The organism is Streptomyces sp. NPDC002867 (genome assembly GCF_053591895.1).
Genome location: NZ_JBSFUR010000001.1, coordinates 278,865 through 291,835, shown reverse-complemented (window position 1 = coordinate 291,835; position 12,971 = coordinate 278,865). Strand labels below are relative to the sequence as shown.

10 protein-coding genes are annotated in these 12,971 nt (G+C 72.8%); 5 read left to right on the top strand and 5 right to left on the bottom strand.

Features of this window, described 5'->3' with window-relative positions; genetic code table 11:
* Positions 1–2 precede the first annotated feature (2 nt).
* From ACWD0A_RS01325 to argB, 3 genes are all read left to right on the top strand, one after another.
* On the top strand, positions 3–671 hold the full coding sequence (locus ACWD0A_RS01325) for an isochorismatase family protein (protein ID WP_451293448.1): 669 nt from the start codon (positions 3–5) through the stop codon (positions 669–671).
* 78 nt (positions 672–749) lie between these two features.
* Positions 750–1,787 (top strand): N-acetyl-gamma-glutamyl-phosphate reductase, encoded by a 1,038-nt coding sequence (gene argC, locus ACWD0A_RS01320; RefSeq protein ID WP_451293447.1) that lies wholly within the window; start codon positions 750–752, stop codon positions 1,785–1,787.
* Positions 1,729–3,243, top strand: a complete 1,515-nt coding sequence (gene argB, locus ACWD0A_RS01315) for an acetylglutamate kinase (RefSeq protein WP_451293445.1) — start codon at positions 1,729–1,731, stop codon at positions 3,241–3,243. The genes argC and argB overlap by 59 nt, the downstream gene beginning before the upstream one ends.
* A 266-nt stretch (positions 3,244–3,509) precedes the next feature.
* Here the strand turns inward: argB and ACWD0A_RS01310 are convergent, their stop codons facing one another.
* The 5 genes from ACWD0A_RS01310 to ACWD0A_RS01290 all read right to left on the bottom strand — a co-directional run bounded on the left by ACWD0A_RS01310 (position 3,510) and on the right by ACWD0A_RS01290 (position 8,887).
* Positions 3,510–4,031, bottom strand: a complete 522-nt coding sequence (locus ACWD0A_RS01310) for a GNAT family N-acetyltransferase (RefSeq protein ID WP_451293547.1) — start codon at positions 4,029–4,031, stop codon at positions 3,510–3,512.
* A gap of 141 nt (positions 4,032–4,172) precedes the next feature.
* Positions 4,173–5,753, bottom strand: a complete 1,581-nt coding sequence (locus tag ACWD0A_RS01305; protein WP_451293545.1) for an amidohydrolase — start codon at positions 5,751–5,753, stop codon at positions 4,173–4,175.
* A gap of 20 nt (positions 5,754–5,773) precedes the next feature.
* On the bottom strand, positions 5,774–6,655 hold the full coding sequence (locus ACWD0A_RS01300; RefSeq protein ID WP_451293443.1) for an ABC transporter ATP-binding protein: 882 nt from the start codon (positions 6,653–6,655) through the stop codon (positions 5,774–5,776).
* Entirely contained in the window at positions 6,652–7,773 is a 1,122-nt protein-coding gene (locus ACWD0A_RS01295) for a FecCD family ABC transporter permease (RefSeq protein ID WP_451293441.1), read from the bottom strand. The genes ACWD0A_RS01300 and ACWD0A_RS01295 overlap by 4 nt, the downstream gene beginning before the upstream one ends.
* A gap of 118 nt (positions 7,774–7,891) precedes the next feature.
* Positions 7,892–8,887, bottom strand: a complete 996-nt coding sequence (locus ACWD0A_RS01290; RefSeq protein ID WP_451293439.1) for a FecCD family ABC transporter permease — start codon at positions 8,885–8,887, stop codon at positions 7,892–7,894.
* 302 nt (positions 8,888–9,189) lie between these two features.
* On the opposite strand from ACWD0A_RS01290, the gene ACWD0A_RS01285 reads away from it, so the two are divergent.
* Entirely contained in the window at positions 9,190–10,902 is a 1,713-nt protein-coding gene (locus ACWD0A_RS01285; RefSeq protein WP_451293437.1) for an ABC transporter ATP-binding protein, read from the top strand.
* Positions 10,899–12,737 (top strand): ABC transporter ATP-binding protein, encoded by a 1,839-nt coding sequence (locus ACWD0A_RS01280; protein WP_451293435.1) that lies wholly within the window; start codon positions 10,899–10,901, stop codon positions 12,735–12,737. The genes ACWD0A_RS01285 and ACWD0A_RS01280 overlap by 4 nt, the downstream gene beginning before the upstream one ends.
* Positions 12,738–12,971 lie beyond the last annotated feature (234 nt).

Here is a 12,971-nt window from a genome sequence, read left to right as displayed (position 1 = left end):
CCATGGGCCTGCCGGCCGTCGGCTCCTACCCCATGCCGGGTCCCGGCGCCCTCCCCCGCTCCTGGGCCTCCTGGACCGTCGAACCCGGTCGCGCCGCGCTCCTGGTCCATGACATGCAAAACCACTTCGTGGAGGCGTTCCCGGCCGGCCAGTCCCCGATCGTGGACCTCGTCGACAACATCGCGGCTCTGCGCGAACTCGCCGGGGCTCTCGGCATGCCGGTGGTCTTCAGCGCCGAGCCGGCCGCCCAGCGGCCCGGACAGCGCGGCCTCGCCGCGGACGTCTGGGGCCCTGGCATCGGCGACGAACCCGACGCGGCCGCGATCATCGCTCCGCTCACGCCCCGCCCCGGCGAGCACCTGCTCGCCAACGTGCGCCAGAACGCCTTCCTCCGCAGCCACCTCGGCAGGCTGCTGCGTTCGGAGGGGCGCGACCAGCTGATCGTCTGCGGGGTGTACGCCCATCTCGGCGTTCTCCTGACGGCCGCCGACGCCTTCATGAACGACATCCAGCCCTTCGTCGTCGCCGACGCCGTGGCGGACTTCTCCCCCGAGGAGCACGCCATGGCCCTGCGCTGGGCCGCCCGGAGCGGTGTGGTGTGCACGACCGAGGCCCTGTTGCGCGACCTCCTGCTCAACAGGGCGCCGCGAGACGTTCGCCGGGACGCGTGACCGAGTCCCCGTGGCAGCAACCCTGCGGCGCCACCCTGTGTCGGCAGCCCTCACACGTACCGAGAGAGACGGAAGAACATGACCGTAAGGGTCGCGGTGGCCGGTGCCAGCGGCTACGCGGGCGGGGAGATCCTCCGCCTGCTGGTGTCGCATCCCGGCGTGGAGATCGGCGCGGTGACCGCGCACAGCAGCGCGGGCCGTTCCCTCGGGTCCGTACAGCCACAGCTGGCTGGGCTCGCCGACCGGGTTCTCGACGGGACTTCGGCGGCTGCCCTGCGCGGTCACGACGTGGTCTTCCTGGCCTTGCCGCACGGGCAGTCGGCCGCGCTCGCACGGGAGTTGGACCCCGGCACGCTGATCGTGGACTGCGGCGCGGACTTCCGGCTGCGTGACCCGGCGGCCTGGGAACGCTTCTACGGCTCCGCCCACGCCGGGACCTGGCCCTATGGTCTCCCGGAACTCCCCGGCGCCCGCGAGGAGTTGAAGGGCGCCCCGCGGATCGCGGTACCCGGCTGCTACCCAACGGCGGTCACGCTCGCGCTGTTCCCCGCCTACGCGGCCCGGCTGGTGGAGCCGGAGGCCGTGATCGTCGCAGCCAGCGGGACGTCGGGCGCCGGACGGGCACTCAAGCCGCACCTGCTCGGCGCCGAGGTGATGGGCTCCATGAGCCCGTACGGAGTCGGGGGCGGCCACCGGCACACACCCGAGCTGACGCAGAACCTCTCCCGGGTGGCGGGCGAGCAGGTCACGGTCTCCTTCACGCCGACCCTGGCTCCCATGCCCCGGGGCATCCTCGCCACCTGCTCGGCCCGCCTGCGCCCGGACACGGCCGCGGGCGGGGAGCAGTCGGTACGCGCGGCGTACGAAGCCGCGTACACCGACGAGCCGTTCGTCCGGATGCTGCCGCCCGGCCAGTGGCCTTCGACGGCCGCCGTACTCGGCTCCAACACCGCCCAGGTGCAGATCGCCGTGGACCCGGACGCCGGCCGGCTGATCTGTGTAAGCGCCATCGACAACCTGACGAAGGGCACCGCGGGTGGCGCGGTGCAGAGCATGAATGTCGCCCTCGGCCTGCCGGAACGGCTGGGCCTGCCCACGAATGGAGTGGCTCCATGAGCGACGTGCGCGCAGCCGCCGGTCCGGAGTCGACGACGATGCCCCCACCTCTGCCCCGCGCGGGCGGTGGGGGAACCACCCAGGCGTCAGCTCTGGGGGAGAACGGAGAAGCACAGTGAGCGTGACCGCTGCCCGTGGATTCCTCGCCGGCGGCGTGGCCGCCGGCATCAAGGAATCCGGTGACCGCGATCTGGCCCTGGTGGTGAACCGGGGGCCGTCGCGCGCCGCCGCCGGCGTCTTCACCTCCAACCGCGTGCAGGCCGCGCCCGTACGCTGGTCACGACGCGTTCTGGCCGACGGCCGGATATCGGCCGTCGTCCTCAACTCCGGTGGGGCCAACGCCTGTACGGGGGAGGCCGGCGCGGTCGACGCGCGGCTGATGGCCGAGCACACGGCACGGGCGGTGGACGTGGACCCGCACGAGGTCGCGGTGTGCTCCACCGGCCTCATCGGCGTACGGCTGCCGATGGACCGCGTCACCGCGGGTATCGCCACCGCCGGAGACCTGCTGTCGCCCGAGGGCGGCGAGGACGCGGCCGTCGCGATCAAGACGACGGACTCGGTGCACAAGACCGCCGACGCCACCGCCGAGCTGCCCTGGCTGGAGGAACTCCAGGGCCGGACGGTCGTCGTCAAGTTCGGCGGCAACGCCATGGTGGACCCCGCACTCCACCGGACGTTCGCCCAGGACGTCGTGGAGCTGTGGCACGCGGGCCTGCGCCCCGTCGTCGTACACGGCGGCGGACCGCAGATCAGCGCCATGCTCGACCGCCTCGACCTGGAGGTCCGCTTCGAAGCGGGCCTGCGGGTGACCACGCCGGAGACCATGGACGTGGTCCGGATGGTGCTGACCGGCCAGGTCCAGCGGGAACTCGTCGGCGCCCTCAACGCCCATGGCCCCTTCGCCGTGGGCATGTCGGGCGAGGACGCGCACACCATGACCGCCGTACGGCGCCCCGCGTGGGTGGACGGCCGGCACGTGGACATCGGTCTCGTCGGCGAGGTCGTGGCCGTGGAACCCGGCACCGTACACACGCTGCTCGAGGATGGCCGCATCCCCGTGGTCTCGCCCATCGCGCGGGGGGCGGACGGCGAGGTCTACAACGTGAACGCCGATCTCGCCGCGTCCGCGCTGGCCGTGGCCCTCGGCGCGGAACGGCTGGTGGTGCTGACCGACGTCGAGGGGCTGTACGCGGACTGGCCGCGGAGCACCGAGGTGATCGACCGCCTGACGGCCGGTGAACTGGACGCACTGCTGCCGGAGCTCGCTAGCGGCATGCTCCCGAAGATGGAAGGCTGTCTGCGGGCGGTACGAGCCGGTGTCCGCAAGGCCCAGGTCATCGACGGCCGGGTGCCGCACGCCCTGCTGCGCGGCGTCTTCGCCGAGGACGGACCGGGCACGACCGTGGTTCCGGACCCGGCCCCGGAGCGCGAGGCCGAGGAGGACGGCGCGTGACCGCCGACGACAGCACGAGACCGCTCACGGACCGCCGGCGCGCGGTCATGATGGACACGTACGGCACTCCCCCGCAGCACTCGTCCGGCGCCAGGGCAGCACGCTTCGGCCGGCTCCGGCGCTCACGGTGACGGACCATCAGGTCGACGCACTGGTGCGGCCACTGTCAAGGATCCTCGACGCCTGAGGCTCGGGACGTGGCCATCCGGCCAGGACGGGCCCGGGAGCCGATACGGCTCCCGGGCCCGTCCTGCGCATTCCTCACCTCACAGGGCGCAGGCCAGAACGCGTGCGTTGCGGCGGGGGTCCAGGGACTGGGCCCAGGCTGCCGGCGCCGTGCTCGGGCAGGCCGGTGCGAAGCCGTGCCGGAGGAAGAGGCGGCCACTGCCCGTCGTCGCCGTGAACAGGGCCCGCAGGGACTGGCTCCGAGCCCTCGCCAGAGCGGCGTGCAGGAGCCGGGCTCCCACCCCGCATCCCTGCCGGTGCCCGGCGACGCAGAAGCTGTAGAGGACTCCGGCGGCGGGTCGGCCGGACGGCGTGCCGGCGTGGTGGACACTCAGCCCGAGGCATCCTTCGAGGGTTCCGTCGGCGGCCTCGGCGACGAGGAAGTCCCGTGCCTGGGAGGCGTACTGAGCCTGCGTACGCTCGCGCAGCGCTCCGGAGCATACGAAGGGCCGTGAGAGGGCGGCGAGCCCGGCGGCGTCGTCGGGCCGCGCCGGCCGAACGGAGAACGTGGGGAGGCCGGGCGAATGGAGCGCGCGGGGCAACAGCGTGGCGGGGCGCGGCATGGCCGTGATCAAGGCTTTCCTTCCTCGGTTCCACCGTGCGCGAAAGGAGGTTGGATCGCCGCGTGACCCCGGTGAAACGCTCGAACTAAGGCTAGCCTTACCTAAGCGAATGGCCAAGTCGCGTCGTGTCCGCCGGCTCGCTCACAGCTTGTGGCCCTCCGTCGCCTCGCGTCCGTCCACGAAGGTCGCCACGACCTCGATGTCACCGATCCCGGAGGGATCGACGCTCCGCGGATCGTCGCCCAGCACGATGAAGTCGGCGCGCTTGCCCGGGCTGAGGCTGCCCGCGCTGTCGTCCCAGCGGCAGGCGTACGCGCCGGCGACCGTGTAGGCGCGCAGGGCCTCGTCGACGGTGATGCCCTCGTCCGGGCCGATCGACCGGCCCGAGGTGGAGGCACGTTCGACCATGAACTGGACGGCCCGCAGCGGCGATCCGTCGGTGACGGGCCGGTCCGAGCTGCCGACGAGAGTGACGCCGTGGTCGAGGAAGCCTCGGCCCCGGTACATCCACGGAGCTCGCTGCGGGCCCATGATCGTCGCGTAGTCGTCGCCGAAGTAACGCAGGAAGTTGGGCTGGATCACGGCGCTGAGGCCGAGCCGGGCGAAGCGCGGGAGCTGGTCGGGCCGGATGAGCCCGGCGTGCTCGATACGGTGGCGCGCGTCGGGCCGGGGCCGCAGCGCCTGCGCCTGCTCCAGGGCGTCCAGGGCGAGGTCCGCGGCCCGGTCGCCGATGGCGTGGACGGCGAGCTGCCATCCGGCGAGGTGCCCGTCGACGATGAGGGAGGCGAGGCGCTCCGGGTCGTCCTGGAGCTGGCCGGTTCGGCTCGTGCCTTCGTACGGGGCCGTGAGGGCGGCCGTACGCGCCATCATGCCGCCGTCGGTGTAGATCTTGAGCGCGCCGACGGACAGCCAGTCGTCGCCGAACCCGGTGCGCAGACCGAGGTCCAGCCCACGGGGAATGCCGTCCCGCTCGTGCGCGCCGAGCGGCCGCAGGGTGTCGGCCCCCGGCATGAGCTGGACCCGCAGGGGCAGTCGGCCCTGGTCCCGGAGGAGTTGGTAGGCGCCGAGCTCGACGGGGCTGTGGCCGAGCAGGCCACCGCCGATGCCGGCCTCGGCGCAGGCCGTGACCCCCTCGGCGAGGCAGACACGGCCGGCGTACTCGATCGCGTCGGCGAGCTCCTCCTGCGCGTACGGAAGGCGCAGCCGCCGTACGGCGCCCATCGCGCTCTCCACGAGGACGCCGTCCTCGTGGGGGACGTCGGCCGGGAGCAGGTCGAGGACGGCGCTGTTGACCACGCAGGCGTGGCCGGAGTCGTGCATCACGAACACCCGGCGGCCGGGGCTGACCCGGTCCAGTTCGGCCGCCGTCAGATGCCGGCCGAGGGCACGCTGGTCGTAGCCGCCGATGTGCACCCACGCGTCGGGCGCGCTCGTGCGGGAGACCGCCTCCTCCACGACGGCGAGGGCGTCCTCGATCCTCTCGCAGCCGGCGATGCTCGGCGTGCTCGCTTTCAGTCCCGTCCACGCCAGGTGGACGTGGCTGTCGATGAACCCGGGGAGCACGGTGGCGCCCTGGAGGTCGACGACCTCGCGTGCGGGCAAGGAGGTCACGGCCTCGTCCACGCCCACGATCCGGCCGTGCCAGATGCCCAGGTCGTGAGCGACCGGGTGGCCCGGATCCATGGTGAGGATGCGCGCGTTCGTGAGTCTCGTGCACAGCATCATGGGCGCTCCGTCCGTCCCTAGGAGGTTTCGGCGAGTACGGGGTCGGCGGCTTCGGTGCCCTGCGTGTCGCGCGCGCCGGCCTTCGCCTCGTACCGCCTGGGCGCGGCGGGCACCATCAGCGGGGTGCCGGTCTCGGGGTCGTCGATGATCCGGCAGGGCAGTCCGAACACGTCCTCGACGAGCTCGGCGGTCATGACGGTCGCCGGGTCGCCCTCGGCCGCGACCGTGCCGCCGGCCCGCATCACGATGAGGTGGGTGGCGTAGCGGCACGCCTGGTTGAGGTCGTGCAGGACCGCGACGACCGTGTGGCCCTTGCGTGCGTGCAGTTCGGCGCACAGGTCGAGCACCTCGACCTGGTGGGCGATGTCCAGGAACGTGGTGGGCTCGTCGAGCAGCAGGAGAGAGGTCTGCTGGGCCAGGACCATGGAAAGCCAGACGCGCTGGCGCTGGCCGCCGGAGAGGTCGTCCACGGGCCGGTCGGCGAGTTCGAGTACGCCGGTCTGCCGCATCGCCTCGGTCACGGCAGCCTCGTCCTCGGTGGACCACTGCTTCAGCATCCGCTGGTGCGGGTAGCGGCCGCGCGCCACGAGGTCGCCGACCGTGATGCCGCCGGGCGCGTTGGACGACTGAGGGAGCAGCCCGAGCCGGCGGGCGACCTCGCGGGAGCGGTACGAGGAGATGGCCTTCCCGTCGAGGCAGACCTGTCCCGCCTTCGGCGTCAGCATCCGTGACAGCGCCTTGAGCAGCGTGGACTTGCCGCAGGCGTTCGGCCCGAGGATCACGGTGAAGGACTGGTCGGGAATGTCCACGCCGAGGGAGGTGGCCACCGTCCGCTGGTCGTAGGAGAGCGTGAGGCCCTCGGCGCGCAGCCGGGGCGTCGGGGCGTTCACTTGTGTCATGCGCGGCTCTTTCGCGACTCGGTGATCAGCAGCCAGATGAGATAGAGCCCGCCGATGGTCCCGGTCGCCGTGCCCACGGGGAGGAGCGCGGGTGCGAAGACGCGCTGCACGACGAGGTCGCTCAGGGCGAGCAGGAGGGCGCCCATGAGGGCGGACGGCAGGACAGCGGGGCCGGACGACCGGGTCAGTCTGCGGGCCAGTTGGGGAGCGGCCAGGGCGATGAACACGATCGGGCCGGTCACCGCGGTGGCGAAGGCGGCCAGGGCGACGCTGATGACGAGCAGGGCCGCCCGTGTCCGGGTCACGTCGACACCGAGGGCGGTGGCGATACCGTCGCCCATCTCCACCATGGACAGGCGGCGGGCGAGGAAGAAGGCGAGCGGGAGCAGGACGACGACGGCGAGGCCGATGGTGTTCGCGTGGATCCACAGGCGGTTCCCGAGACTGCCGATCAGCCACGCCTGGGCCTCCAGCGCCTCCTGCCAGCTCGCCCGGGTGATCAGGTACGAGTTGAGGGCGAGGAGCAGGGCGCTGACGCCGATGCCGACCACGACCAGCCGGAAGCCCTGCAGGCCCCGGCCCAGCATGAGAAGGGAGACGGCCGCGGCGGTGGCGAGTCCACCCACGAGCGCGCCGAGGGCGATCTGGGTCATGCTGCCGTTCAGAACGACGATGACGACCAGGGCCCCGGTGGCCGAGCCGTTGGTGAAGCCGATGATGTCGGGGCTGCCCAGCGCGTTGCCGGTCAGGCTCTGCAGGATGGCGCCGCTGACGGCCAGGGCGGCGCCGACGCACAGGGCGGTCAGCAGCCGGGGCATGCGCAGGGTGTTGACGATGAAGTCCGCGGCTCCGGAGCCGTTGCCGAAGAGCGCCTGGAGGACCTCACCGACGGAGAGTTCGAAGTCGCCGGTGGTGAGGGCGATGCCCATGAGCAGGACGAGCGCGGTGCCCAGGACGGCCGTGACGGCCAGGGCGCGGCCCTGGACCCGCAGGGAGAGGCCGCCCTTTCGGGTGCGGACGACCATCCCGGTGACGACGCGCGGCGTCGCTGCGGTCGCACGGTTCTTGACGGGACGTGGATCGGGGGCGGATGCCTCTGACTCCCGTACGGCACTCACAGGGTCTCCTCGTTCTCCCCCAGGGCTGACGCCTGGGACGTACCCCCGTCTCCGCCCGCAAGACGCGGAGGTGCGGCTCCGGGGCCTGTCCGCGGCCCGGCTGCCTCGTGTGCGTCGCTCACAGCATCACCAGCTTTCGACGACGGCACAGCGCGATGAACAGCGGGGCTCCGAGGAACGCGGTGACGATGCCGACCTGGACCTCGCCCGGGGATCCCAGGACCCGGCCGAGGACGTCGGCACCGATCAGCAGAACAGGTGCGAACAGCATCGAGTAGGCCAGCACCCAGCGCTGGTCGGGACCCACGACGAACCGGGCGACGTGCGGGACGACCAGGCCCACGAAGCCGATCGGGCCGGCCGCGGCGGTCGCCGCGCCGCACAGGAGCATCACGGCGACGGCACCCAGCACCCGGGTCCGGCCGATGTTCACGCCCAGGGCTCGTCCCACCTGGTCGCCCATGGCCAGGGCGTTCAGGGAGGGGGCCAGGCCGAGCGCGAGGAGCAGGCCACCGGCGACGAAGGGCAGGGTGACGAGGACGATGTCCGTGTTCCGGCCCGCCAGGGACCCGACCGTCCAGAACCGGAACTGGTCGAAGGCGCGCGGGTTGAGCAGCAGTACCGCGGAGCTGAAGGCGAAGAGCACCGCCGTGACCGCGGCTCCGGCGACGACGAGCCGGTCGGGCGTCGCCAGCGTCCGCCCCGAGGAGCCCAGGACGTAGACGAGCACCGATGCCGCCGCCGCGCCGAGGAACGCGAACCACACATAGCCCAGGGCCGTACCCACACCGAAGAAGGCGATGGCCACGACGACTCCGGTGGACGCTCCGAGACTCACGCCGAGCAGCCCCGGGTCGGCGAGCGGGTTGCGGGTCAGCGACTGCATGAGCGCGCCGGAGAGTCCGAGGGCCACACCGACGAGCAGGCCGAGGAGGGTCCTGGGGATCCGGTACTCATGAATGATGACCGAGGTCTCCGACCCGTCGGGCTGCCACAGCGCGTTCCAGGTGGAGGTGAACGGGATACCCCGGGTGCCCAGCCACACGCTGAGCAGTCCGACGAGGACCAGGGCCGCCAGGGTCGCGAGCAGGCCAAGGCCGCGCAGGGCGGCCACGGACCGACGGACTCCCGGCGCGGCCGGACCGCCTGCTCCGCTCCTGGGTGCCGCTTGGGTTCCGACCGACAACGACAACTCCCCCTGGCGGCGACTCTCGCGCGAGACAACACATGTGACGTGGCAACAGACAGCGACTTAGGTGAGGCTAACCGAACCGTTCGGCGGGGTCAACGCGTCGGTCCCGCCGACGAGGCCGGCGGTCACGGAGCCGGCCGGGTGCGACGCCGCCGGCAGCCTTGGCAGTCCACCTGATTAGAGTAGGCTTACCTAACTAATCGACGTCGTCGCGGAGGTACCGCATGCCCGTGGGGGGACCGAACGAGGGGGGTCCGACGGGGGGCCTCGTCCTCCGCAGAACGATCAGGGGTCAGCGCCGACGGGTCGTCGGGGCGTCGCTCCTCGGCATGGGCCACCAGGCGTGCGAGGCCCTTGTCCCCGTCGTCATCGGCGTCATCATCGACCGGGCCGTGTCCACCGGCTCCTCCGCCGCTCTCCTGCGCTGGCTGCTCGTCCTCGCCGTCCTCTTCCTCGTCCTGTCCACGTGTTACCGGACCGCCGCGAGGATCACGGACGGGGCGGGCGAACACGCGGCGCACCAGCTCCGCGTCGACCTCGGCACCAGGGTGCTCGACCCCCGTGGCGGAGCCGACGCCGGACGGCTGCCCGGCGCGCTCACGGCCGTCGCCACCGGTGACGCGACACGCGTCGGAGCGGTCGCGGCCGCCGTGCCGTACGCCGTATCGGCGCTCACCGGGCTGGTCGTCAGCGCGGTGGCGCTGCTGCGCGTCTCGGTGCCGCTCGGCCTGCTCATCCTGCTCGGCGTCCCACCCCTGCTGTGGCTCGGCCACCGGATCAGCCGCCCCCTCGAAGAGCGCAGCGAGATCGAGCAGGAGCGTGCCGCGCACGCCTCCGGCGTCGCCGCCGACCTCGTCGCGGGTCTGCGGGTGCTGAAGGGCATCGGGGCCGAGGCCGCCGCCGTGTCCCGGTACCGGCGCACGAGCCAGGACTCCTTGGCCGCCGCGCTGCGGGCCGCCAGCAGCCGGGCCTGGCACGACGGCGCGATCCTCGCCCTCACCGGCCTCTTCATCGCGGCCATCGGCCTCGCCGGCGCCCATCTGGCCATGCGCGGCTCGATCAGCGTGGGCGAACTCGTGGCGGCCGTCGGACTCGCCCAGTACCTCCTCGGCCCCTTCCAGCTCCTGACGTACGTCAACGGCGAGTTGGCGCTCGGCCGTGCCTCCGCCGACCGGATCTCCGAGGTGCTCGCCTCGCCGCCCGCCGTCGCGACCGGACGGACCACGCTTCCCGGTCCCGTCTGCGGAGGAGTCCGGCTGCGCGGGCTCGGACACGGCGCCCTGCGCGGTGTCGACCTCGACATCGCCGCCGGCTCCGTCATCGGCGTCGTCGCGAAGGACCCGGCGGCGGCGCACGACCTGCTGCTCTGCCTGGGCAGGGAACTCGACCCCGCCGAAGGGGCCGTCGAACTCGACGGCGTACCACTGACCGAGTTGGACCCTCAGAGCGCCCGCCGCGCGATCCTCGTCGCCCACCACGACGCCGATCTGTTCGAGAGCAGTCTGCTCGACAACGTGCGGGCGGGGTCCGGCGCCGGGGAAGCCGACCTCGCGCCCGCCCTGGCCGCGGCCGCCGCCGACGACGTCGCGCGGGCGCTCCCCCAGGGCACGGCCACGGTCCTCGCCGAACGCGGCCGGTCCCTGTCCGGCGGTCAGCGTCAGCGGGTGGCCCTGGCCCGGGCGCTCGCCGCCGACCCCCCGGTGCTCGTCGTCCACGACCCGACGACCGCGGTCGACACGGTCACCGAGTCACGTATCGCCGCCCGCCTTCGGGAACTTCGGGACGGCCGTACGACGATCCTGGTCACCACCAGCCCCGCGCTGCTCGCCGCGACCGACCGCGTGGTGCTGCTCGACGACGGCGCCGTGGCCGCCGACGGCCGCCATCCGGAACTCGTCGCCTCCCACGAGACATACCGCGCGGCGGTGCTGGCATGACCGTGAACGACGAAGGACGCGAGATGACCGAACCCCGTACGGCGGACCGCGGCGCGAGCGGGGACCGCGAGTTGCTGCCCACCGCGACCGGCGCACAGACGTTCGCCGCCGTCCGGGCGCTGTTGCGGCACCACCGGCTCCTGACCGTACTCGCGGTCACCGTGCTCGTCGCCGGCACGGGCATCGGCCTGCTCACCGCCCCGCTGCTCGGACGCATCGTCGACCTCGTCGCCGCGCGGCGCGGCGCGGGCGCGCTGACGGTACCGATGGTGCTGCTCCTGACGGTGGCCGTGGCCCGGGGCGTGGCGACCGCGATCGGCCAATCGCTCGTCGCCCGCCTCGGCGAGACCGTCCTCGCGGACCTGCGCGAGCGATTCGTCGGGCGGGCACTGCGCCTGCCCCTGGAACGTGTCGAGCGGGCCGGTTCGGGCGACCTGACCTCCCGGGTGACCGGCGACGTCACCATCATCGCGAAGGCGGTACGCCAGGCGCTGCCCGAGTTCGCCGCGGCGCTCCTCACCATCGCGCTGACGCTCGTCGGGCTCGCCGTACTGGACTGGCGCTTCCTGCTCGCCGTCCTGCTGGCCGTGCCGGTGCACGTCCTGACGGTCCGCTGGTACATCCCGCGCGCCGCGTCGGTGTACGCCCGGCACCGTGTGGCGAGCGGCGCCCTGCAGCACCAGCTCCTCGACAGCGTCGGCGGTGTCCGCACCGTACGGGCGTTCCGGCTCACCGCCGGCCACGCGCAGGCACTTCAGCGGCGGTCCGGGGAGGCCGTCGACCTGGCGTTGCAAGGCATCCGGCTGGTCTCCGGTTTCTTCTCCCGTCTCAACGCGGCGGAGTTCATCGGTCTGACCGGCGTTCTGGTGACGGGCTTCTTCCTCGTGGACAACGGCTCCGTGAGCATCGGCACGGCGACCGCGGCCGCGCTCTACTTCCACAGCCTCTTCAATCCGATCAACGCCGCCCTGTTCCTCATCGACGACGCGCAGTCGGCCGGCGCGAGTCTCGCCCGCCTGGTGGGGGTGTCGAACCTGCCCGTCGAGCCGGAGCCCGAACCGGGCACCGCGGAGAAGCCCGTGGACGGCTCGGTCAAGGTCTCCGCGCTCAGCCACGCGTACGTCGACGGCCACCCGGTCCTCAGCGACGTGGACCTGGACGTCCGCAGCGGCGAACGGGTCGCTCTGGTGGGCGCGAGCGGCGCCGGGAAGACCACTCTGGCGAAATTGGTCGCGGGCGTCCACGACGCGTCCGGCGGTTCGATCGTGCTCGGCGGCGTCGAGGCCCGCGAGTTGGGCCCGGCCGGAGTCCGGCGCGCCGTGACGCTGATCAGCCAGGAGGTCCATGTGTTCGCGGGGCCCCTGGCCGAGGATCTGCGGCTGGCGCGGCCGGAGGCCACGGACGAGGAACTGCGCGCGGCGCTGGCCCAGGTGGAAGCCCTGGACTGGGTCGAAGCGCTCCCCGAAGGTCTCGCGACGGTGGTCGGTGAGGGCGGGCACCGGCTCACGGTGACCCAGGCACAGCACCTGGCCCTGGCCCGCCTGGTCCTGGCGGACCCGCCGATCGCCATCCTCGACGAGGCGACCGCAGACGCGGGAAGCGCCGGCGCACGCGTCCTGGAGGCAGCCGCCGTACGGGCCCTGGAAGGCCGTACGGGCCTGATGGTGGCGCACCGCCTGCCCCAGGCCGCCACCGCCGACCGCGTCGTCGTACTCGACCAGGGCCGGGTCGCCGAGACCGGCACGCACGACGAACTGGTCGCGGCGGGCGGCCGCTACGCCGCTCTCTGGTCGGCCTGGTCCGACAGCCGCCGGGAGCCGCCGCGAAAGGCGTGAGCCGTCGGCCGGCGGCGTTCTCCGGGAAGATCCCGGAGGATCCGGCAGCGTCGGGGGGCCGGCAGCGACCTCGCATGGCGCCGGGTGGCACCGTTTGGTGCCACCCGGCGCCATTTCATGCCCCTCGAACCACATGAGCCACATGGCACCACCATGACTCGGGCCGCCCTCTTTCACGTTTCCGCAGGTAGGAGCGGTTTCCCTTGAGCACACCCCACCCAAAGGCGTCCCTAG

Excerpts from the sequence above, each read along its gene's own strand:
- ACWD0A_RS01325 (WP_451293448.1), top strand. The coding sequence starts at position 3 with ATGGGCCTGCCGGCCGTCGGCTCCTACCCCATGCCGGGTCCCGGCGCC.
- argC (WP_451293447.1), top strand. The coding sequence starts at position 750 with ATGACCGTAAGGGTCGCGGTGGCCGGTGCCAGCGGCTACGCGGGCGGG.
- argB (WP_451293445.1), top strand. The coding sequence starts at position 1,729 with ATGTCGCCCTCGGCCTGCCGGAACGGCTGGGCCTGCCCACGAATGGAG.
- ACWD0A_RS01310 (WP_451293547.1), bottom strand. The coding sequence starts at position 4,031 with ATGCCGCGCCCCGCCACGCTGTTGCCCCGCGCGCTCCATTCGCCCGGC.
- ACWD0A_RS01305 (WP_451293545.1), bottom strand. The coding sequence starts at position 5,753 with ATGCTGTGCACGAGACTCACGAACGCGCGCATCCTCACCATGGATCCG.
- ACWD0A_RS01300 (WP_451293443.1), bottom strand. The coding sequence starts at position 6,655 with ATGACACAAGTGAACGCCCCGACGCCCCGGCTGCGCGCCGAGGGCCTC.
- ACWD0A_RS01285 (WP_451293437.1), top strand. The coding sequence starts at position 9,190 with ATGCCCGTGGGGGGACCGAACGAGGGGGGTCCGACGGGGGGCCTCGTC.
- ACWD0A_RS01280 (WP_451293435.1), top strand. The coding sequence starts at position 10,899 with ATGACCGTGAACGACGAAGGACGCGAGATGACCGAACCCCGTACGGCG.